Origin of the sequence: Nocardia sp. NBC_01730, assembly GCF_035920445.1 — a bacterium.
Lineage (GTDB): Bacteria > Actinomycetota > Actinomycetes > Mycobacteriales > Mycobacteriaceae > Nocardia.
The window spans coordinates 123,006-144,207 of record NZ_CP109162.1; the positions used below are offsets into that span (position 1 = coordinate 123,006).

General features: G+C 65.9%; 19 protein-coding genes and 1 pseudogene. 9 read left to right on the plus strand and 11 right to left on the minus strand.

Annotated features, from left to right (window positions below):
• Positions 1-11: 11 nt before the first annotated feature.
• Both OHB12_RS00605 and OHB12_RS00610 read left to right on the plus strand, forming a co-directional pair.
• Positions 12-1,244, plus strand: a complete 1,233-nt coding sequence (locus tag OHB12_RS00605; RefSeq protein WP_327115128.1) for a cytochrome P450 family protein — start codon at positions 12-14, stop codon at positions 1,242-1,244.
• Between the two features lie 168 nt (positions 1,245-1,412).
• Positions 1,413-2,657 carry a cytochrome P450 gene (locus tag OHB12_RS00610; protein WP_327115130.1) on the plus strand — a complete coding sequence of 415 codons (1,245 nt, stop codon included), beginning with the start codon at positions 1,413-1,415 and terminating at the stop codon, positions 2,655-2,657.
• An 858-nt stretch (positions 2,658-3,515) separates the two neighbouring features.
• On the opposite strand, the gene OHB12_RS00615 is transcribed toward OHB12_RS00610, so the two are convergent.
• Positions 3,516-4,256 (minus strand): hypothetical protein, encoded by a 741-nt coding sequence (locus OHB12_RS00615; protein ID WP_327115132.1) that lies wholly within the window; start codon positions 4,254-4,256, stop codon positions 3,516-3,518.
• A gap of 228 nt (positions 4,257-4,484) precedes the next feature.
• On the opposite strand from OHB12_RS00615, the gene OHB12_RS00620 reads away from it, so the two are divergent.
• The 4 genes and pseudogenes from OHB12_RS00620 (at position 4,485) to OHB12_RS00635 (ending at position 9,773) form a co-directional block, all read left to right on the plus strand.
• Entirely contained in the window at positions 4,485-6,314 is a 1,830-nt protein-coding gene (locus tag OHB12_RS00620) for an acyl-CoA dehydrogenase family protein (RefSeq protein ID WP_327115134.1), read from the plus strand.
• Positions 6,315-6,673: 359 nt separating this feature from the next.
• Positions 6,674-7,942: a cytochrome P450 gene (locus OHB12_RS00625; RefSeq protein ID WP_327115136.1), complete on the plus strand. Its 1,269-nt coding sequence runs from the start codon at positions 6,674-6,676 to the stop codon at positions 7,940-7,942.
• Positions 7,943-8,111: 169 nt separating this feature from the next.
• A pseudogene (locus OHB12_RS00630) lies at positions 8,112-8,633 on the plus strand (MFS transporter); the annotation flags it as partial.
• A 639-nt stretch (positions 8,634-9,272) separates the two neighbouring features.
• Positions 9,273-9,773, plus strand: a complete 501-nt coding sequence (locus OHB12_RS00635) for a flavin reductase family protein (RefSeq protein WP_327115138.1) — start codon at positions 9,273-9,275, stop codon at positions 9,771-9,773.
• A 10-nt stretch (positions 9,774-9,783) separates the two neighbouring features.
• Here the strand turns inward: OHB12_RS00635 and OHB12_RS00640 are convergent, their stop codons facing one another.
• From OHB12_RS00640 to OHB12_RS00655, 4 genes are all read right to left on the minus strand, one after another.
• On the minus strand, positions 9,784-9,939 hold the full coding sequence (locus OHB12_RS00640; protein ID WP_327115140.1) for a hypothetical protein: 156 nt from the start codon (positions 9,937-9,939) through the stop codon (positions 9,784-9,786).
• A gap of 97 nt (positions 9,940-10,036) precedes the next feature.
• A complete protein-coding gene (locus tag OHB12_RS00645) occupies positions 10,037-10,435 on the minus strand; it encodes an NUDIX hydrolase (protein ID WP_327115142.1) in 399 nt (132 codons plus the stop codon).
• 87 nt (positions 10,436-10,522) lie between these two features.
• On the minus strand, positions 10,523-11,293 hold the full coding sequence (locus OHB12_RS00650) for an SDR family NAD(P)-dependent oxidoreductase (protein ID WP_327115144.1): 771 nt from the start codon (positions 11,291-11,293) through the stop codon (positions 10,523-10,525).
• A gap of 81 nt (positions 11,294-11,374) precedes the next feature.
• The gene (locus tag OHB12_RS00655) at positions 11,375-12,226 is read right to left on the minus strand and encodes a helix-turn-helix transcriptional regulator (RefSeq protein ID WP_327115146.1); all 852 of its coding nucleotides are present in this window, start codon (positions 12,224-12,226) and stop codon (positions 11,375-11,377) included.
• Positions 12,227-12,407: 181 nt separating this feature from the next.
• On the opposite strand from OHB12_RS00655, the gene OHB12_RS00660 reads away from it, so the two are divergent.
• Positions 12,408-12,542, plus strand: coding sequence for a hypothetical protein (locus tag OHB12_RS00660; RefSeq protein ID WP_327115148.1), 135 nt, complete (start codon positions 12,408-12,410; stop codon positions 12,540-12,542).
• 792 nt (positions 12,543-13,334) lie between these two features.
• Here OHB12_RS00660 and OHB12_RS00665 read toward each other — a convergent pair.
• Entirely contained in the window at positions 13,335-13,766 is a 432-nt protein-coding gene (locus tag OHB12_RS00665; protein WP_327115150.1) for a nitroreductase/quinone reductase family protein, read from the minus strand.
• A 114-nt stretch (positions 13,767-13,880) separates the two neighbouring features.
• Positions 13,881-14,288, minus strand: coding sequence for a TIGR03668 family PPOX class F420-dependent oxidoreductase (locus OHB12_RS00670; protein ID WP_327120814.1), 408 nt, complete (start codon positions 14,286-14,288; stop codon positions 13,881-13,883).
• A gap of 406 nt (positions 14,289-14,694) precedes the next feature.
• Here OHB12_RS00670 and OHB12_RS00675 point away from each other — a divergent pair, with 406 nt between their 5' ends.
• Positions 14,695-15,111, plus strand: coding sequence for a hypothetical protein (locus OHB12_RS00675; protein WP_327115152.1), 417 nt, complete (start codon positions 14,695-14,697; stop codon positions 15,109-15,111).
• Between the two features lie 64 nt (positions 15,112-15,175).
• On the opposite strand, the gene OHB12_RS00680 is transcribed toward OHB12_RS00675, so the two are convergent.
• Complete coding sequence (locus tag OHB12_RS00680; protein ID WP_327115153.1) at positions 15,176-15,874, minus strand: MBL fold metallo-hydrolase; 699 nt, start codon at positions 15,872-15,874, stop codon at positions 15,176-15,178.
• A gap of 372 nt (positions 15,875-16,246) precedes the next feature.
• Here OHB12_RS00680 and ald point away from each other — a divergent pair, with 372 nt between their 5' ends.
• The gene (ald, locus tag OHB12_RS00685; RefSeq protein ID WP_327115154.1) at positions 16,247-17,353 is read left to right on the plus strand and encodes an alanine dehydrogenase; all 1,107 of its coding nucleotides are present in this window, start codon (positions 16,247-16,249) and stop codon (positions 17,351-17,353) included.
• 22 nt (positions 17,354-17,375) lie between these two features.
• Here ald and OHB12_RS00690 read toward each other — a convergent pair whose 3' ends face one another.
• The 3 genes from OHB12_RS00690 to OHB12_RS00700 form a co-directional block, all read right to left on the minus strand.
• On the minus strand, positions 17,376-17,888 hold the full coding sequence (locus tag OHB12_RS00690) for an Lrp/AsnC family transcriptional regulator (protein ID WP_327115155.1): 513 nt from the start codon (positions 17,886-17,888) through the stop codon (positions 17,376-17,378).
• Between the two features lie 58 nt (positions 17,889-17,946).
• A complete protein-coding gene (locus OHB12_RS00695; protein ID WP_327115156.1) occupies positions 17,947-19,386 on the minus strand; it encodes an amidase in 1,440 nt (479 codons plus the stop codon).
• A 198-nt stretch (positions 19,387-19,584) separates the two neighbouring features.
• On the minus strand, positions 19,585-21,039 hold the full coding sequence (locus tag OHB12_RS00700; RefSeq protein ID WP_327115157.1) for an amino acid permease: 1,455 nt from the start codon (positions 21,037-21,039) through the stop codon (positions 19,585-19,587).
• Positions 21,040-21,202: the final 163 nt, after the last annotated feature.

The window sequence follows — 21,202 nt, forward strand, 5'->3', positions numbered from 1 at the left end:
AGGAGCGTCCGATGCAGCGTGAACCGATAGCTCTGGACACAACCGGCACCGACATCCAGGGCGAGTCGGTGCGGATCCGTGAGCGGGGGCCGGTCACTCTGGTGGAATTACCCGGCGGTGTGCCCGCGTGGTCGGTGACCGACGCTGTCGTGCTCAAGAGCCTGTTGGCCGACCCCCGGGTGTCGAAGGACCCGCGGCAGCACTGGGCGGCATTTGTGAACGGCGAGATCACGCAGGACTGGCCACTGCACCCCTGGGTGTCGGCGGACAACATGTTCACCGCGTACGGTGCGGACCATCGCCGCCTGCGGAAATTGGTTGCGCCGGCGTTCACTCACCGTCGCACCACCGCGCTGCGTCCGCGGATCGAGTCGATCACCGACAACCTGCTGGACGAGCTGTCGGCGACCCCGCGGGGTGTAATGGTCGACCTGCGTGAGCGATTCGCATACCCGGTCCCGATCCAGGTCATCACCGAGTTGATGGGCGTGCCGGACCACCTGGGCCCCGCTATGCACAAATGTGTCGACGGGTTCTTCGACGGCTCGTTCACGCCCGAGCAAGCCCAAGCCAACTACCTCGAAATGTATCGACTCGTCAGTGAACTCGTGGCATACCGGCGGGAGAAACCTGGCGATGACATCACCAGCGTGCTGATCGCCACCCGCGACGAGGACGACGGCTCGCAGCTGACCGAGAAGGAACTCGTCGACACGCTGATGCTGGTCATCAACGCTGGGCACGAGACGACGGTCAACCTGCTCGACCAGGCTGTCTTCGCGCTGCTGACCCGCCCGCGGCAGCGCGCCGACGTGGTCGAGGGCCGGGTTTCCTGGTCGGATCTGGTGGAGGAATCGCTGCGTTTCGAGGCACCGGTCGCGCATCTGCCCTTGCGTTACGCCGTCGACGACATCGAGATCGGCGGGATCCACATCCCCAAGGGGGAGGCGATCCTGGCCTCTTACGCAGCCGCCAACCGCGACCCGAAGGTGCACGGCGCCACCGCCGACGAGTTCGATGTCACGCGTTCGACCAAGGACCAGCACGTGGCCTTCGGCTATGGTGTCCACCACTGCATCGGCGCCCCGCTGGCTCGGCTGGAGGCGTCCATCGCCCTCCCGGCTGTCTTTCGGCGCTTCCCGAACCTGCGGTTGGCTGTGGCTCAGTCCGAGCTGGAACCTGTGGTCAGCTTCGTCTCGAATGGGCACCGGACGCTACCGGTCTACCTGACTGCAGGGGAGTAGCCGCACCTCCCAAGGGTTTGTCGCGCCGAGGTGGGTCGTCAGGGCGGTGCACGTCGCCATGATCGAGTCCCGACCCCGCCCCGACACTGCTCTCCGACACAAGGGGCACACGCCCGAGTTCACTCAGCACGCCCGTCGTATTCCTGTTCCTTTCCTGGAGTCACGTCTTTGACCACGCCACAGCACCCAACCCAAGCTGGTACCTGCCCCGTCGGGCACGGATCACCGATCGACACCGACATTCCCCGAATTGCTTTGTACTCCGAGGAATTCGCCGCCGACCCGCATCATGCCTACCGCGAGATGCGACGCCGTCACGGTTCGCTGGTGCCGGTGGACCTGTCGCCCGGCATTCCTGCCACGCTGGTGATCGGCTACCACACCGCAGTGCGAATTCTCAACGATCCTGACCATTTTCCGTCCGACCCGCGCACCTGGCAGCAGAGCGTACCCGGCGACTGTCCGATCCTGCCGATGCTGGAGTGGCGCCCGAATGCCTTGCGCAGTGCGGGACTCGAGCACGCGCGCTATCGGCAGGCCAACACGGTCGCGATCGATGGGATCGATCTGCACGCGCTGCACAGTGCTGTCGAGCAGGTCGCGGTCCCGCTGATCAACACGTTCTGTGGGGACGGCGCGGCCGACCTGATCAGCCAGTACGCCTTCCCACTGACCTTTGCCGTGCTCAACTCCATACTCGGCTGTCCGCCGGATATCGGGCAGCAGGTGGCCTATGCATTGGCCGCGATGTTCGAAGGAGTGGACGCCGACAAGATCAACGCGATACTCTCCGGCGCGTTGTTCGATCTGATCAGCCTCAAGCGGGCTGAGCCGGGCGACGACATCGCCACGCGACTGCTGGCCCATCCGACCAAGCTCGGGGACGCGGAGCTGATCAATCAACTGGTCACCCTCTATGGCGCGGGAATCGAACCGCTGCAGAACCTGATCGCCAACGCTCTACTGCTGATGCTCACCGACGACCGGTTCGCCGGCGGAGGCCCTTCGACGCGTGACGCGCTCAACGAGCTGCTGTTCACCGACCCGCCGTTGGCGAACTTCAGCGTCACCTACCCGAGGCAGCCGACCCTGATCGATGGTGTCTGGTTGCCCGCGCACCAGCCGGTGGTCATCAGCATGTCGGGCTGCAACAACGACCCGGCGATCCACGACGGGGAGTACACCGACAACCACTCTCATCTGGCTTGGGGTACCGGGCCGCACGCCTGCCCCGCCAAGTCCGTCGCGTACCTGGTCGCGCAGAACGCCATCGATCAGCTGCTCGACGCGCTGCCCGAAATGCGGCTCGCCTGTCCGGCCGACCGCCTGTCCTGGCGGCCGGGGCCTTTCCATCGTGCATTGGCGGCTATGCCGGTCGTTTTTCCCAAGTCGCCACCGCTGAATGTCTTTTAAGGAAACCCGCGGGGCAAATCAGCCTTGATTCGACTTCGACCTCGGGTATCGGTTCAGCACCCGAGGTCGATCTGCGACGAAGCCCTCGGTTGGACATTCTTCTTGCGGCAGCGAATTTCACAACCGAGGGCTTCGATGGCCGGTGTACCTGACGTCGATTCGGCCGGTGTCGCGGAGGACCGTCGACGTTCGTGGCGGGGAGTTCTACCGATGTCAGCGTCGGGGATGGATCCGTTCGAGCTGGCCGACGCATGTGCCGGGCCGCCGATGGAATTGATCGACACCACGTTCACTTCGAGCAAGCTCGGCCGTTACGTCGGCTTCCGAAAATAGACCGCGACATTCGCTGCCGGCGACCCGATCAACGCTTTCCCGCGCATCAGCAGGCACTCGGCCGACCCGCACGCACAGGCGTCGATTGCTCGCGGCGTCTTGCCCAGACCAGTCCACACCTGCGGCTGCTCCGCAGCCCGCCCGTGCCGGCCCAGCACGGGTCACTCGTCTCGAACAACAGGTGTTCGGCCGCAGCAAACCCGGCATACTCGCGCAAGCGAATCCCGCTGAGTGACTGAACGATCCGGCTGGCTGACCACTGATAACGACACCTGCCGCTGGCAGTCCGGCTCATGGGTTAAGAGTCAGCTAGCGTTCGGCGGGTGGAAATCGTTGCCTACGTGTATGATCGCCTCATGGCAGAGTTGTGAGAGTTCACTAGCAAGGCCTGTCCCATCAGGCGATATTGGTCACCCTTTCGGGTTTGCGGAGCTGTGGTCGGTTACGGCACGCAGAATTCATGCCCTGTTCATAAGGTTGCCAAACATGCGCGAGAGGGTTGCTTCGGGATGTGCAATTCCAGCATCACTCGAGGGGAGTGAAGATGTTGCAATCGGGAGAAACGCCCGGATGTTGCTGAGCGTCACCGAAATCAGACTGACGCTGCACGACCCCTAACGTCGCTTCGGAATTCTTGATTATGTGGGCGAGCCGATCACCGCACCGCGGATCGGCGCCATCGCCCTGCTGTGCCCTCGCAAGGAAGGACTCCCAATGCCTGTGCCAAGTCGCGGTAACGGCGGGAGTCGATGTTTCGCGGGTGTCTTCGCGTCCATCGCCCAGCAGTGCCCCCAGCGCGTCGACCAGTCGGTCGGCAAGTGCTAGGAAGGCCTGGGTATGGATCGTCCTACTGCTTGTGCATTCGGAGAACTGCCGGGGCGGGCCTTCGGTTTCCAGCCTGGACAGTGTGGCCAGGAATTTGACCAGCATCGCGGTATCGGTCTCGCCGGGCAGCGCGAGGGTGTGTGCTTCGGTTGTCGCGACGGCGGCGGTCGCGGTCTTGCCGATCGCGGCGGTCCAGGCACCGTTCTCGGTGCGATGTGTTGTGACACCATCGATTCCTGCCGCCTGGATCTCCGCTGTCGTGCACCGGGCGGTGACCACGATCAGCGGGGCGCGCGCGCTGTAGTCGAAGGCTGCCTCGGAGCCGGAGAATATCGAGCCCAGCAGTACTCGCAGTCGGTTCACGCCGTCGACCCATCCGGCCATCACGCCGATGTAGTAGCTGGTGCGGATGCCGATCCAGATCCTTTGGTGCACAGCCACTATCGCTGTCTTCTCGGCCCAGACCGGACCCGCGGACAACCCCACCGCCGGATCTCGAGCAGCGCCGATCCGCATCTGCTCTCGATCAGCAGCCGAAGTGCCCAGCACGGCCGGGGGCAGCCAGCCCTCCTAGGCAACAACACCTCTGCGGAACGTCGTCAGCTACACCCCACGGCCCCGTGGCATCCAGGGCGCCAACCCGAGGCACCAACGAACTTAGGAGAAATCATGACCATCACCGACCCGCCCGCCCGACTCGCGCCATCGCTGTCCTATCAGCCGCAGCACGTCGACACTACAACCACGGCTCTGCAGGTCGCCCTGTTCGGCGACGATCACCACCTGCAGACCCGGGTTCAGAAGGCGATGGTCGGGCTCGACGATCGCCATGCCCCGGGCGCCACGTATGACTCCGACGTGCGGCGTAGCTACGACATGCTGCGCCGCCTCGTTCGTGTTCTGGGCGGGTCTTCCCGGCGCATCGCCGCCGACACCGCACTGCTCAGTGCCGTGTTCGATTGGGCAGCGATCGCCGCTCCCCGCCTGCTGCCGATACTCTCGGGGCATTTCCGCCTCGCTGTCGGCGGGATCGAGGAATTGGGCAACGGCTCGCCCTATCAGCAGCAGTGCATGGACGAATTGGATCGGGCGGATGCGATCGGCGTACTACTGCACACCGAACTCGGGGGCACCAACGGCACCGACATGCAGACACTGGCGATCCGTCAGCCCGACGGTACCTTCCTGCTACGCACTCCGCATGCCGGAGCAGTGAAGTTCATGCCCAATGTCGCCAACGGCGGAATACCGAAGACGGTGATCGTCACCGCCCGTCTGGTCATCGACGGCGTCGACGAAGGAGTGTTTCCGTTTCTCCTACGACTACGTACGACCACAGGTCTTGCTGCTGGTGTCGACGTCGCGGCGTTGCCCGACAAGGCGTGGGCGCCGATGGACAACGCGATGATCATGTTCCGCGATGCGGTGGTCCCCGCCGACGGACTGCTGGGAGGGGACTGGGCCCGGGTCGTTGGTGGGCGGCTGGTCTGCGACCTGTCGCGCGGCGAGCGTTTCCATCGGGCCATCAACCCGTTGCAGACCGGGCGGATCACCCTGGCCGGTGCGGCGGTGGCCGGGGCCCGGGCCGGGACGGCGATTACCTGGCATTATGCGAAACAGCGCCGCGCAGGCGCCGGGCCGGCCCTGAGTGAACGCGATGCCTTCCTGCGGGACCTCACCTCTGGTGTCGCGCAGGTGTACGCGATGACCACGCTTGCCCGAGATGTTCGCGAACGCTTCGGTACCAGTGCCGACGTGACCCGATCGGTACGGGCGATGCTGGCCAAACCGATCCTGTCGAATACCGCATTGGCGGTTCTGTCGGTATGCCGGCAACGCTGCGCAGCTCAGGGAGCCCTGCGCGCAAACTACCTCACCGAGTGGGCCGGGAACGTGGAAGGAATCGTCACGGCGGAGGGCGAGAACCAGGTTCTTCAAGTGACGACGGGGAAGTTGCCTCGGCAGGTAGCCCAAGGACGTGCACCACGACATATGGATATCACGGGACTGCAGGTCGCGAATCCGCCTGTCGACGCACCGTGGTGGCAGCGGCTGCTCACCGAGCGAGAACGCGCGCTGGCGTCGACGGCCGAGGACGGCGACAACGGTGCAGACGTCTTCGGAGCCGACTCCGCGGCGATCGAGCTTTCCACCGCGACAGCCGAGCGACTAGCCGCCGACTCTTTGTTGGCTGCGGCGCAGCACAGTTCGGATAGACGCGCCCGTGGTCTTCTCGGTGTCTTGGCCGCGGCTTATGGATTGGAACGGCTGCAGGCGCATGCCCTCTGGTACAGCGCGCAGGGCCTGCTCAGCTCGGAGCAAGCGGCTCAGCTGGGCATCGAACTCACCGCCTGCCGTCGCGAGCTCGCCGCTCATCTGGACACGCTGGTGAATGCCTTCGGCATCCCTCGTCTGGCGGCACCGATTGCCGCCGACGACTACCAGCAAGCATGGCTGGATTTCGCTGGCTGGGATCAGCTGCTGGTGAGGGGAGAGTAGTACGGATTTCTGGGGTGCGGGCGGCGCTTGCGTTGATGCGGTAGGTCCCGCACCCGCCCCTCCCGGGTGGACACGTCGAGTCGGCGCTTCGTTCCGTGGTACGGAGCGCTGATCCGCATCTGCGGATCGACCGGTCCATCTAGGTGCTCTGACGAGATCTGGTCGGCCTCAGGAGGATTCGCGTACGGTATGCGGAGGGTTCGGTTCGAGGCACCGCGCGGTACCCGCTCGACGAGGGACGCGCGGACTCTCGGCCGAAACCGACGCCCGTACGCCACTCGACGCACGTGACCGAGGCACGTGCTTGCGCTCATTGCGCGTGCTCGTCGAATCCTGTTCGCTTGTCTGGAGTTTCGTCTTTGACTACGTCACAGTTCCCGCCGCACAGCTCACCGTCCACGAACGCCTGCCCCGTCCAGCACGGATCGCCGATCGATACCGACGGCCCCCGGGTCGCGCTGTATTCGGAGGCGTTCGCGGCGGATCCGCACCAGACCTACCGGGAGATGCATCGCCAGTACGGTTCGCTGGCTCCGGTGGAATTGGCGCCCGGCGTACCGGCGACACTGGTGATCGGATACCACACCGCGCTGCGGATCCTGAACGATCCCGACCATTTCCCGCACGATTCGCGCACCTGGCAGAAGGATATCCCCAGCGACTGCCCGGTCCTGCCGATGCTGGAGTGGCGTCCGGCCGTGATCCGCAACGACGGACCGACGCACACCCGCTACCGGCAGGCCATCGTCGCGGGCATCGAAGAGATCGACCTGTTCGCCCTGCACGCCACAGTGGAGCAGATCGCCGTTCCGCTGATCAACACCTTCTGCGAGGACGGCTCGGCCGACCTGATCAGCCAGTACGCATTGCCGCTGTCCTTCGCGGTGATCAACGCCATGCTCGGCTGCCCGCCGGAAATCGGACAGCGGGCCGCGACCGGTTTGGCCGCGATGTTCGAAGGCGTGGACGCCGACAAGGGCAACGCGATGTTCAGCCAAGCGATGTTCGACCTGGTGACTCTCAAACGAGCGGAGCCCGGTAACGACATCGTCTCTGGGCTGCTGCAACATCCAGCCAACCTCGACGACGGGGAGATGATCCACCAGGTGCTGTGCCTGTACGGCGCGGGAATCGAGCCGACGCAGAACCTGATCGTCAACACCCTGCGGCTGATGCTCACCGACGACCGGTTCGCCGCCGGTCTCCTCGGTGGCAGCCTGTCGACGCGCGACGCATTGGACGAGGTGTTGTTCACCGACCCGCCGCTGTCGAACTACTGCGTTTCCTTCCCGAAGCAACCGATCCTGATCGACGATGTCTGGCTGCCTGCGCACCAGCCGGTGGTCGTCAGTATGGCCGGCTGCAATATCGACCCCGCGATCAATTCGGGCGAATACACCGACAACCGAGCTCATCTCGCGTGGAGTCTCGGGCCGCACGCTTGTCCGGCCAGGTCGGTGGCGTACATGATCGCCCAGGACGCCATCGACCAGCTGCTCGACGCCCTGCCCGATATGCGGCTCGCCGTCGCGGCAGACGATCTGGTCTGGCGACCCGGTCCGCTCCACCGGGCTCTGGTCGCCCTACCGGTCGTTTTCCCCAAATCCCCTCCGCTGAACGTCTCATAGTCGCCCGATCCGCTCGGTGCGTGCGAACGTCGCTCCGTATAGCGCAGGGGGGCAACCGGTTTGGGTGTGTCGAGGTCGCACTGTCCGCCATATTCAAGCGTTTCCCGAGCAGGCGCTCGCCCGCCGAATGCCCACACTCCACCTGTTCGACGGAGGTCGCTGGCTGCTCCTCGGCTCCTTCTTACCGACGATCATCAGCGGCTTCCAGCAGCAGTACGACACGCATTACTCGGTGGTGCAGCGCGGACTGATCAACGCCGTGCCCTACCTCATCGGCGCGGTGGTCATGGTGTGGTGGAGCCGCCACGCCGACCGGACCGGAGAGCGGGTCTGGCATGTCGCTTTGCCCGCGCTTGTCGGCGGACTCGCCATTCCGGTGGCCCTCCATCTCGGCAATCCATTCGCCGCCATGGTTGCGGTCACCGTCTGCGCGGTCGGCGTGCTCGCGGCGCTGCCGACGTTCTGGGCGTTGCCGAGCACGTTCCTCTCCGGCGCCGCGGCGGCGGGCGGTATCGCGCTGATCAACTCGATCGGCAACATCAGCGGTTTCGTGGCGCCGTACGCTACTGGGGGACTGAAGGACGTGATGGGGACTCAGCGTGCCGGGCTCTGGGGGGTCGGGCTGTGCATGACCGGTGCCGCCGTCGGCGTGCTCGCTTTGCGGAGTCGCGCCCGGCCCGTGCTGCGATGACCCCGGCCCTTTGGTGAGTTCGTCCGGCGGACCGGGCACTCCGAAAAGTCGGCCGTGATCCGGACATTCACGGACAAACCGAATTCGAGGCTGTGAGCGGGCTGTCAATTGGCAGGCAATCAGCCGTGATCCATTGTCCGCCGCGGAATCGGGCATACGCTGCGTGGGGAATGCGCAGTGCAATGGCAAATTCATCCATTGCACTGCAAGCGATTACGGGAAAATCTCCCGCGTGAGGAAGGTCTGAATCATGATCATCGCTCTGCTCGTCGCCGGTCTGATCGCGACCGGAAGTGCCGCTGCCGAAGCCACCGGGAGCGCCGCTATGGGTGCGGGAATGAACATCCCCAACTACCAGTAGTCCAGGACTCTCGGCTCCCGATGGTGGTGCTGGACGAACGTGGATGTTGTCGCAAAGGCGCACGCGGAACATGTTGTGCTCGACTATGATCCACCAGAAGTAGATCCGAACGTCCTGATCTACGCCAGCCTTCTCACGGGCATCCCATTCCCTCCTCGGCGTGGCCGTCTCAGACGATTTTCCGCCATGGCTGTAGGGTAAGTGGTGCTCGGTCCGGCACGTTTGCCCGGCGATCGCGCGGGCATCCGGGAAGACGTCGCATCATGCTGGGAGGACCGATGGCTACCGAAGACCGGACCGCCATGTTCGACGCGGTGGTCGCGGCGGCGGACTATCCCATGCTGGTGGTCACCGTCCAGGCCGGTGGTCGGCGCGCCGGATGTCTCGTCGGTTTCGCGACGCAGGTGAGTATCGAGCCGCGCCGATTCCTGGTCGGCCTGTCCAAACGCAACCACACCTATCGGGTCGCGGAGTACGCCGAGCGGTTGGCCGTGCATGTGCTCGGCAGCGAGCAGCTCTCATTGGCCCGGCTCTTCGGTGGGGAAACCGGTGATGATATCGACAAGTTCGTGCACTGTGACTGGCACGTCGGCCCCGGTGGTGTGCCGGTGCTCAAAACGGTGCCCAGCTGGTTCAGTGCCCGAATTCTCGAACGACACGACTTCGGCGACCACGTCGGGGTGCTGCTCGATCCGGAGGATGGCGCAGCACCGCGACGCCCGGCCGAGACATTGCGCTATCACGCGGTGGCCCGCCTGAGCGCGGGCCACCCGGTGTGAGACGGACTGCCTACCGGGGTTGGCCGGCCGATGCGGTCGCGAGTCCGAAGCGTTCGGCGAAGGCCGACAGCTCGTCGCGAGCAAGTTCCGGGTCAGCCGTGCTCGCGCTCACCGCGATTCGGGTGACGCCCTGCGCGGCAAGACTTTCGACGCGTTCGAGTGGCATGTCGATCGATCCCCAGCGGGTGTACTCCTCGACCCGAACCTCACTGCAACGCTAAACCTTCTCGCCGACGTCACGGCAAGCAGAAGCTTTCTCGCGACTACCAATCCACCGAGCCGAGTTCGTGCAGCCTGCGGAACACCATCATCGAGCCGGGAGCGACGTGGTCCATGGCGGCGTATTCGCTCACGGTGAAGTAGCGCAGTTCGGCGATTTCGCTGGTCGGTTGAGGTTCACCGTCGAGTTCTGCGGTGAAACAGGTCATGTGCAGGCGGGTGCCGGGCGTGTGGCCATACGCTTCGGCAAGGAACACCCCGAGCTCATCGAACGACGCGACGCCGACACCCAGTTCCTCGCGCACTTCACGGTGCAGTGCCACTACGGGAGTTTCGCCGGGGTCGATCTTTCCGCCTGCCATGTAGAAGACGTCCTTGCCGACCGATCGCGCCTGCAGCAGGCGACGATCCCGGACGTGGGCCAACGCGGCGGTGCGAATCACCGGCTCACTGTACTGAGCAGTCGAAACCGGGCGCCAACCGGTTTTCAGCCGGGTGCCGGTTGCTATTCCGGCACGAGCGAGTTGTAACTACACCATCGCGCGAGAAATGGCCGCGACCAGTCCGCCGTCGATGACCAGGTCCTGTCCGTTGACATAGGACGCTTCGTCGGATGCCAGGAAAGCCACCGCGTCGGCGACATCGTCCGCGGTTCCGAGTCGACCGGCTGCCACTTCGGCGAGGACGGCAGCGTGCGCCTCGGCCGAGACGTTGTCATGGAACATCGGGGTTTCGATGTAGCCCGGGCTCACGGAGTTGACTCGAATTCCCTTGGGCGCCAGCTCGGCCGCGAGAGTCTGCGCCAGATTGTGCACGGCTGCTTTGGTCGCCGAGTAGAGGGAGGCGCCGGGCAGGCCGCGGTGCAGCGTCCAGGACGCGTTGATCACGATGGCCGCGTGGTCGGTCAGCAGGGGGAGGGTCTTTTGGATGGTGAAGAAGACGCCTTTGAAGTTGATGTCGACGACGCGGTCGAATTCGGTTTCGGTGATGTCGGTGGTCGGTTGGAATGCGGCGATGCCGGCGTTGGCGAAGACTATGTCGAGGTGTCCGTGTCGGTCCCGGATCGCGGTGGTGAGCGTGTCGAGGTCGGTGCGGTTCGCTGTGTCGCCGGGTATGCCGAGGACGCGTTGTCCGCTGTGCAGATTGTCGATGGCGGTGTGGAGTCGGGTTTTGTCGCGGCCGGTGATGATGACGTGTGCGCCTTCGGTGAGCAGTCGGCGTGCGGTGGCCAGTCCGATGCCGCTCGTGCCGCCGGTGATGAGCGCGATCTTGCCGTCGAATCGGGAAATGCTGTGCGTCATAAGGCCAGCGTGCCGATGAGGCCGCGATCCGAACAGTGCGCATTTGACATAGGTGTGGCACCACCAGGTTCGGCGGATGGATCAGGCCGGGGCGAGACGGATATGCCGCAGTCGATCGACCCGATCTGCGGTCTCGGTACCAGGTTGCGGGTTGTACAGCACCAGAAACCGATCCGGGCGATCGGCCACCGCCAGGGTCGTCGTGTCGAAGAACAACTCGCCCTCCTCGGGATGGCGCACCGCCTTCACCGCCTGGGCAGCGGCGCCCACCTCGTGGCGTGCCCACAGTTCCGCGAACTCGGGGCTGACGGCGCTGAGATCGTCGACCACTCTGTCGAACTCCGGATCGCCGGGGAAGTGTGCCGCGTCGGCGCGGAAGGCGGCGACGACAGCGGGTGCGACCGAGTTCCAGTGCACATGCATGCCGCGGTACCTGTCGTTGGTGAAGAACGAGATCAGGCAGTTGTGGTCGGCGTCGCCGAACCCGAACACCGTCTGCGCCGTCTCGTTGATCGCGAGCAGATTCCAGTACCGGTCCCGCAGCACGGCAGGCCCCGGCCGCCACGCGTCGAGGAGGTGCCGAAGCTCCGGCGGGACGTCGGTGTCGCGCGCCGCGTCCGGCGGCGGCGGATTGAGACCGGCCAGCAGATACAGATGCGACCGCTCGGGCTCGGTCAGACGCAGCGCCGCACCGATCGCGTCGAGCACCTCCGTCGAGACATTGATGTCGCGCCCCTGCTCGAGCCAGGTGTACCAGGAGACGCCGACCCCGGCCAGCGCGGCGACCTCCTCACGCCGCAGGCCCGGCGTCCGGCGTCTACCCACCGCCGCTATACCGACATCACCGGGCGTGAGCCGCGCCCGACGTGTACGGAGGAAGTCGCGCAACTGCTCGCGGCGACTTTGTGCCGCCGCGGCGGATTCGCTGAACATACGCCATGGTAACAATGGACGGCTGCGCCGAGCCACGTCACGGGAGGTTCCCCATTCCGTCTGAGCCGTGGCCGTCCTCTTCGAAACCGCGCAGAGGAATTCACCGACCTGATCGACCGGAACTTATGCTCCTCGGCTCCCGAGACAGACCGGGCCCGCTTCGAGATACGCTGACGCCGCCATGGCACTGAGCTGGTCGACGATCTCGATGGCCGTCAACGGACGCGGCTCGGCGTCTGCGGCCTGGGCGGCACGGCGGATCCCGGCGGCGCGGTCGGCCGGGCAGGCGGTACGCGAGCCGGACACGGTGGCGTAAGGCGTGCAGTTCTCGATAGCGCCGGTGAGGTGGGCTTCGACCTTGCGGACGTCGAGGGCGGCGATCAGATCGAGTGGGGTGGAGGGGTTGCGTACATAAGGATTGTCCTTTGGATCAGGGTTACCGGGTAAGCGGATCGCTCGCTACAGGTCCAACCTCGACGCGGCACGGCGCGGTCGGCTCAAGGCACGACATCCAGCAATCTGTCGACGCCGAGGGGCGGCCGAGACCAGCACACCGTGGAGGACATCGGAGTCCGCGAGCGAGGTGTCCGGCGCGGCGCACAGACTAGCGGCAGGTAGTGGCGCACCTTCGACGAAATGGGGTGTAGGTACTGGTCAGAGGTGATTTCTCGGGCCGATACGGTTGGTGCTCGGCTCGACTGAGGGGCCGCCTGTGGGGCCGACCTCGTTGTCGACCTGCCGACGCCGTTGTCGGGGGCGGGGTGCACGGGTGACAGCGTCGTCACCGGACCTTCGTTTCTTGTACGACAACCATCATGGGCGAGTAGGTATAGACCCTCGCATCGGTAATGCGTGTGGCTATACCTACGGAAGGCCCCGCGATTGTGTGAACGCCCGTGGCGCGATCAGGTCGACATCGCCGAGATCATCGCGCAGCACGCGGTTCGCGGACCTGATCGAAGCGGCCGACCTGGACAGCTCAGCCCAGGCACCGACCGGGTATCTCTTCGGCGTCCATCCGCCGGAACCACCACCGCGCCGTGGCGCGGCTGTCTCGACACGGCGGCGGGGCGTCGTCGCCGTGATGTTCGCGATTACGCGCTTCGCGTCAGTTCTTCGGCGTCAGCAGGACGAGCGGAATTTCTCGCGTGGTCTTCGTCTGATAGTCGGCATACACCGGCTGCGCCGCGACAACCTCGGGCCACAACGACGCTCGTTTCTCGGCTGTCGCCACCTGGGCCGTCATCGCCACCCGCGGCCCGCTCCGCACGGAGACCACGACGTCCGAGTTGTCGCGCAGGTTCAGAAACCACGCCGGGTGCACAGGATCGCCGCCACGCGACGCGACGACGACGTAGGTGTCGCCATCGACGACCGGCGCGGTAAGCATGACCGCGTGCGGCCGACCCGATTTACGGCCCGTGGTCGTGAGCTCGAGCGACGGCATACCCCCGACCTCGTTCCCCAGCTTTCCGAAACTCACCTTCAGCAGGGCACGATGCGCCGTATTCATCGCCTTCAGCGCGAAATTCGAGGGCATTGGGATCCTCCCGATCCAGTCGACAAGTGGCTCGACGCAGCACCCCTAGGGGAACGCATCGCAGCGACTGGGACTGTACCGGATGGCACCTTGTCCGGGACTGGCACCGAGTGCTCAGTGCGCCCGCCATCCAGACCATCGCGCGACATCGATGGCGATCACCGGTCCTGGCGGTGGCTGGGCGGTGTAGTCCGGATAGCGTGCGGCCAATCGCCGTTTCGCCGCCTCCGCCTCCGCCGTGTCCGCGATGCGTGCGTCGCCGTCGGCGCGTGCCCACCACAGTTGGGTCCAGTCGTCGCTGTAGAAGTCGACGAGGGCGGTGACCGCCGGGTTGGCCTCGATATTCGCGAGCCGTCGCAGCAGCATCGTCGTCTTCGGCTTGGCGTCGACGCTGGTGTAGATGACGTCACCGACCACGACGAAAACGATCGGGACCAAATGCGGGCGCACCGAGGCCGAGACAGTTGCCAGCCGCGCGACAGGACTGCCCGCGAACCGCCCGCGCGCTTCGTCGGAACTCAGTCGCACTCGCCCCTCCTCGAATTCGCCGGGTGGGCCCGCCGCGCACCGGGCCGACGCTCGAACTCCGATTGACCCGGAATTCGCCACACGAGCGGTGTCTCCCACATTAGTGGGTTCAGCGCTCCGAACCAGGCAATCAGAAGGGCCCCGACGCGCGTGCCGACACGCCGTTGCGTGACGGCATGTCGACCGCGGCGCCGCCGTCTCGTCGCCGCCGAGATCCGAAACATCAGACGCAGCCCATGATTTCGACTGCCACAATCCCGAGAAAACCGGGCTCGAGTACGTTCCGCCCCCTAGTTAACCGGACATTTGCCACGAAATCACGGCGACCGAAGTCTCCCACGCTACGGTCGAGTCAATGTTCGATCCGTCAACAGGCGATACCGCCAGAAGGTGAGCGCTCGTGGACATCGATGTCACAACCCGATTGAACCTTGCATTCGAGATGTGGGAGCGTGCGCACGGGCACCCGCTGGCCGACGAGACGGTCGCGGGATGGATGACCGCCGCGGGATACAACATGTCCCCCGGCTACCTGGCGCGCCTTCGCCGCGGGCAGGCCACCTCGATCCCGGAGCGAACCCGCACCGGACTCGCCCATGTATTCGGCCTCGATCCCGGCTATTTCGCCTGCGACCCCGGCCTAGACCAGGCCGAAGACGCGGAAGTGATCGCGCACCTGGACAATTCGTCTCTGCGCCGCCTCGGCCAAGCCGTGGCAGGCACCTCGATGCGCACCATGCTCTACTTGGAGTCGGTCGCCGACGTTCTACGCCGCGCCGACGGTCTACCTCCGTGCGAACACACCGCTCAACTCTGATCGAACAGCCTGTCGGGTCTTCTTCGGCCCCGGGACGGGCACCGACGTCCGAACAACCCAGCGGTCAGGCGCGCGCACCGTGCTGAGACCGCCAGGCCGCGACGGCTGGGCCACGGAGGACATCACCGTGGCCGACGCAGATCGTCTCGACATCCAGCACGGCAAACCGGAGCACAGCGCGCTCGACGGCGGCGCTGTCGACGTTGAAGACTCCCGGCGTGGTGGCACCGCGAACGTTAGCCAGCGTGTCGCCCGTAAACAGCACCCGGTGCTGCGGCAGATGCAGGGCGATACTGCCCGCGGTGTGCCCAGGAACGGCGATCACATCGGCGCCTCCGCCGAAGGCTATCCGGTCGGCATCGTCGAGCTCGTGGTCCACCAGTGCCGCCTCCGGCGTCGGGATCGGCGGCAACGCCTCAGCGATGGCGAGTCCCCATTCCCGCAGCTTCGGCTCCGGCGGTGCGTGTCTGCCGCGGACCACATCCGCATCGGCATGGTGCACCAGCACGTCGGCGCCCCAGCCGCCGATCTCGCGGGCAGCACCGATGTGGTCGGGATGCGCGTGCGTGATGATCAATCGCCGCACATCGGCACGCCGGAAGCCGATCTCGACGAGTCCGCGACCGATCTCCGCGGCCGAGCCCGGCATTCCGCTGTCGACCACCGTCACCTCGGACTCGTCGTTCCACACGAAGACATTCAGATCGTTCACTTCGGGAAACTGGAGCACATGCAACTGCGCGCCGACCTCGAGAATTCTCATCGCGATGACGCTAGCGGCCGCAGACCGCGGCGTGCCGGCGATTCCGCTGCGGGCGAAAGAACCCTCCTCGGCGCGCGGCGGCGCAGTGCGCCGCTGTTCATCCGCTGCTGGCGTTCGCGCAGCGAGCGGTAGCGGCCGGGCAGGAGCGGGTTGCGCTGATCGTCGGCTCGCTTGCGCGACGGATGCCGAAGATGTTGCGGACAGCGGGGCCGAAAATCGGCTAAGAGCATGAATATGAATGATAATGCGCCAAAAAAGAGAATTATTTTCATCAGACTAGCCATGATGATGCAGAATATTCATACTTCTGACGAGCGGTGATTTCTTTCGTATAGGTCACCGGCAGCCGTCCATCGACGATCAGGAGTGCAGGTGAAAATCGGAATCCCCGCCGAGGTCAAGAATCACGAGTATCGCGTGGCGTGCACACCAGCCGGCGTGCACGAGCTCGTGTCGCGCGGGCACGAGGTGTACCTGGAGACGGGCGCCGGGCGCGGCTCGGCATTCGAGGACGAGGCCTACACCGTCGAGGGTGCGCGGGTGCTTGACACCGCCGACGAAGTCTGGGAAACCGCTGATCTGGTGCTCAAGGTGAAGGAGCCGGTGGCCGAGGAGTACGGGCGGCTGCGTGAGAACCAGGTGTTGTTCACTTACCTGCACCTGGCCGCGTCCAAGGAGTGCACCGACGCATTGCTGACCTCCGGCAGCACCGCGATCGCCTACGAAACGGTGACCGGACGCGACGGCTCCCTGCCGCTGCTCGCGCCGATGAGTGAGGTCGCGGGCCGATTGGCCGCGCAGGCCGGCGCCTACCACTTGATGCGCAGCGGCGGCGGGCGTGGCGTGCTGATGGGCGGCGTGCCCGGCACCAGGCCCGCGAAGGTCGCCGTGCTCGGCGCTGGCGTCGCGGGCGGGAACGCGATCGCCGTAGCGCACGGCATGCGCGCCGATGTCACCGTGCTGGATCTGAACATCGCGCGCCTACGCGAGATCGACGCGCAGTACCGCGGCCAGGTGCGGACCATCATGTCGAACAAGCTCGAGGTGGATACCGCGGTTCGCGAGGCTGACCTGGTGATCGGCGCGGTGCTGGTGCCGGGCGCCAAGGCGCCGACCCTGGTGTCCCACGACCTCGTCGGGCAGATGAAGCCGGGCTCCGTGCTGGTCGACATCGCGATCGACCAGGGCGGGTGCTTCGCGGACTCACGACCGACCACGCACGCGGAACCGACCTACCGGGTGCACGAGTCGGTGTTCTACTGCGTGGCCAACATGCCTGGTGCGGTGCCCAACACGTCGACCGTCGCGCTCACCAATGCCACGCTGCCGTACGTGGTCTCGCTCGCCGAACGCGGGTGGCGTGATGCGGTGGCGGCCGATCCTGGCCTCGCCGCAGGGCTGAGCACCCATCGCGGAGCGCTGTTGTCGGAGTCGGTGGCGCAGGCGCACGGTTACGTGACGGAACGCCTGGCCGCGTAACGGTTCGCCAGCGGCGCGCCCGTCATGCGGATCCCGAACGCGGGCGCATGTGCTCGAAGATGAGGATCGTTTCGGTCGAGGCGACCGCCGGATGGGCGCTGAGGTGATTCAGGACGAACACCCGCAGCTCGTCGGTGTTGGCGGTGGCGACATGAATGAGGTAATCGTCGGCGCCCGCGATGAAATACACGTTGAGCACCTCATCGAGCGCCGCCATGCGCTGCCCGAACTCGGCGAGCTGCCTGCGCGCGCTCGCGTGCAGGCGCACCGCGACCATGGCTTGCAGGTTGCGGCCGAGCGCCGCCGGGTCGATGTCGGCGTGGAATCCGCGAATGACGCCGCGCTCCACGAGGGCTCGCACCCGCCCGAGGCAGGTGGAGGGTGCGATGCCGGCGGCCGCGGCGAGCGCGTTGTTCGTCATGCGCCCGTCCCGCGCCAGCTGGTCGAGCAGGATCCGGTCGATGTCGTCGATCGAAGCGCCCGACGTCGGGTGGCCGGGCACGGCCGGGCCGCGTGCTGAGTCGGTCTTGCGCATGACCCGACGGTACCGAATCGGGTTCGCCGCGCAGCCGGTCTCGATGAAGGTTCTTCGGCTACGAACGGCGATCGGGTTGTTCGTGCCATGGGAGGCGTGCGCTGTCCGGACGTGGCTGCGGACGCGCCTGCTCCACCTGCGCGGCCACCGTGAGGATTGTCGTCTCGCCGTTCGCGGGTCCGACCAGTTGGACGGACAGGGGAAGCCCGTCGTCGCCGACGCCGACGGGTAGGGCGGCCGCGGGATTGCCGGTGACGTTCCACAGGGCGGTGTAGGCGACCATGGGGAGCGAGGCGAGCTGGGCGGACAGGGTGTTGGTTCCGTCCAGGACGCCGAGCCGGGGTGGACGGATCGCGATGGTCGGGGTGAGCAGCAGATCGCACTCGGTGAAGATCCGATCGACCTTGCGCGCCAAGGATCCTCCTTGCCGGATCGCCCATTCGACGACGGGCCGCCGCGCCCATGCGCCGAGCGCGACCGTTTGCTTGGTCCGGCGTTCGAGCCGTCCCGGATGATCCACTTCGGCTGCCTCGGCGCGTACGCCGCCGAAGAACTGGGGGAAGAAGGCGCCCGTCGAATTCGGGTAGTGAGGGTCGATCTCGAACACCGTATGCCCCAGTTCCGCAAGGAGCTTCGCGGTGTCGCGAACCGCGCGGACCTGGAGCGGATCCGTTTTCACCAGCAGCGGCGTTGGAGGTTTCATGCTGTAGCCGATCCGCAGCGGTTGCGCCGCCGTGCGGGCCGCCGCCTCGAACGACATCACCGGTTCGGAGGCATGGAATCGGTCGCTCGGCGCGTTGCCGCGGATGACGTCATAGACGATCGCGGCATCGAGTACGCCGCGAGTCAACGGCCCCGCGACACCCAACGCCCACCACAGGTGTTCGTTCGGCGCGTTCGGCACCCGCCCACGTTGCGGTTTCAGGCCGAACAACCCGCAGCACGCGGACGGGATGCGGATCGAGCCGCCGCCGTCGCCGCCGAGCGCCGCGGGAACGAGCCCGGCTGCCACCGCCGCGGCGGACCCGCCGCTGGACCCGCCGGTGGAGCGCGTCATATCCCACGGGTTGCGGGTCACGCCGAAGGTGCTGGATTCGGTGAACGGCCACTGCCCGAACTCCGGCATCGCGGTCTTGCCGACGATCACCGCCCCCGCCGCGCGCAGCCTGCGCACCACCTCGGCATCCGCCACGGCAGGGGTCGAGTTCGCCCTGGTGCCGAACGTCGTCACCACGCCTGCCACGTCGAACTCGTCCTTGATCGCGATCGGGATTCCGTGCAGCGGGCCCACCGCGCCGCCCGCCGCCCGCTCCCGGTCACGCTCGGTCGCCTCGGCCCTGGCTTCGTCGCGGAGCACTCGGGTGAACGCGCCGAGTTCCGCGGCGGCGTCGATCCCGTCGAGAGTCGCCTCGACGAGCTGCTGTGCCGAGAGGACCCCCTGCTCCAACAGCTCACGCTGTTCGAGTACGCCCGATGCGACGACTTCTTGGAGATCCATGTGCTACCGCTCCTCTAGGCCCGTTCCGGGCCGCCCGTGGACGAGGCGTTGCACTGCCGATGCCCACACCCTCGACCGTATGTAGTCGAGCGACCGTTTTGCAATGGATACTGCGTGATCGGCCATGTGGTTCAAACCGCAGCAAATTTGGTGCAATCCGCAAGCAGGCCGGGACCCGAGCTGGTTGCGGGGCCGTCGTCAGGGCAGCTCGGGGTGCCGCAGGCCCGCCGTCGCGGTCGAGTCGGTACCCGCGAGCTTGGAGTGGGTACGCGAGTAGGCGAAGTAGACGATCAGGCCGACGGCCAGCCAGACCACGAAGCGCGCCCAGGTCTGCCACGGCAGCGACCAGATCAGATACACCGAGAAGCCGATGCCGACCAGCGGGACGACCGGCATGAACGGCAGCCGGAACTCGCGCGGCTCGTCGGGACGGGTGCGCCTCAGGACCATCACCGCGACGGACACGACGATGAAGGCCATCAAAATGCCGATGTTGGTCAACTCGGCGACGACCGTGATGTCCAGCAACCCGGCCATCAGCGCCGCTCCGATGCCGACGATCCACGTCACCCGGGTGGGCACCTTCCGGACCGGATGGGTCTTGGCGAACCATTCCGGCAACAGCCCGTCGCGGCTCATGGCGAACCAGACACGGGTGACGCCGAGCATGAAGGTGAGCACCACGGTGACGATGCCGACGATGGCGCCGATCGCGATGATGTTCGCGACACCGGGCTGACCGACCGACTCGAACGCGGTGGAGAAACCACTGGTCGGGCTGATCTCGGCGTACTTCTGCATGCCGGTCAGCACCAGGGTGGCCAGCACGTAGAGCACCATGGCGATGGCCAGCGAGTAGATGATCGCCTTGGGCAGGTGCTTCTTGCCGTCGGTGGATTCCTCGGCGGCGGTGCTCATCGCGTCGTAGCCGAAAACGGCGAAGAAGACAGTGGCCGCGCCGGTCCATACCGCGCCGGCGCCGAACGGGAAGTACGGCGTGTAGTTGGAGCTGTCGATGTGGAAGACGCCCAGCACGATGATGAGCGCGACCAAGGCGACTTTGATGCCGACCGCGACGGTCTCGAACCGGCCTACGCTCCTGATGCCACGCGACAGCAGCAAGGCCGTGCCGAGACAGAACAGCATGGCGAACACGTCGACCACGTGGCCCTCGCCCGTGCCAGAGGCGCCCATCATCCAGTCCGGCAGAGTGATGTCGACCTGCCCGAGCAGGAACCGGAAGTACCCGGACACGCCGATGGCGACCACCGCGGCGACCGCGATGTACTCCAGCAGCAGATCCCAGCCGATGAACCAGCCCGCGATCTCGCCGAGCGACACGTAGCCGTAGGTGTAGGCGGACCCGGCCTTGGGAACCATCCCGGCGAACTCGGCGTAACACAGTGCGGCCGCGGCGCTGGCGACGCCCGCGATGAGGAACGAGATGAGCACCGAGGGGCCGGTCACGGAGTGCGCGACCGAACCGGCCAGCGTGAAGATGCCCGCGCCGATGATCCCGCCGACGCCGATCGCGGTGAGCTGCCACAGGCCGAGCGATCGGGACAGCTGCTCGTCGGCAGGGGCGGATTCGTCCTCGACCTCGCCGAGGGGTTTGCGGCGCAACATCTGGCTGCGCAACTCCGCGATGGACATGTGTATCCTTTCGTCCTCTGCGGTACCCGGCGGTGCCGTAACGCAGATCACAATTCGAGCTGTGCCTAGCTAAATACGACCACATCCGCGCTGTGATCGGTCAGTTGGACAAATAAACTTCAGCGGCCTTGTCCAACCGGACGCCGCGGCTCGGATGCGCCGA

Coding starts and splice junctions, on each gene's coding strand:
- OHB12_RS00605 (WP_327115128.1), top strand. CDS start 12: ATGCAGCGTGAACCGATAGCTCTGGACACAACCGGCACCGACATCCAG.
- OHB12_RS00620 (WP_327115134.1), top strand. CDS start 4,485: ATGACCATCACCGACCCGCCCGCCCGACTCGCGCCATCGCTGTCCTAT.
- OHB12_RS00635 (WP_327115138.1), top strand. CDS start 9,273: ATGGCTACCGAAGACCGGACCGCCATGTTCGACGCGGTGGTCGCGGCG.
- OHB12_RS00640 (WP_327115140.1), bottom strand. CDS start 9,939: ATGCCACTCGAACGCGTCGAAAGTCTTGCCGCGCAGGGCGTCACCCGA.
- OHB12_RS00650 (WP_327115144.1), bottom strand. CDS start 11,293: ATGACGCACAGCATTTCCCGATTCGACGGCAAGATCGCGCTCATCACC.
- OHB12_RS00655 (WP_327115146.1), bottom strand. CDS start 12,226: ATGTTCAGCGAATCCGCCGCGGCGGCACAAAGTCGCCGCGAGCAGTTG.
- OHB12_RS00660 (WP_327115148.1), top strand. CDS start 12,408: ATGGCACTGAGCTGGTCGACGATCTCGATGGCCGTCAACGGACGCGGC.
- OHB12_RS00665 (WP_327115150.1), bottom strand. CDS start 13,766: ATGCCCTCGAATTTCGCGCTGAAGGCGATGAATACGGCGCATCGTGCC.
- OHB12_RS00680 (WP_327115153.1), bottom strand. CDS start 15,874: ATGAGAATTCTCGAGGTCGGCGCGCAGTTGCATGTGCTCCAGTTTCCC.
- OHB12_RS00690 (WP_327115155.1), bottom strand. CDS start 17,888: ATGCGCAAGACCGACTCAGCACGCGGCCCGGCCGTGCCCGGCCACCCG.
- OHB12_RS00695 (WP_327115156.1), bottom strand. CDS start 19,386: ATGGATCTCCAAGAAGTCGTCGCATCGGGCGTACTCGAACAGCGTGAG.
- OHB12_RS00700 (WP_327115157.1), bottom strand. CDS start 21,039: ATGTCCATCGCGGAGTTGCGCAGCCAGATGTTGCGCCGCAAACCCCTC.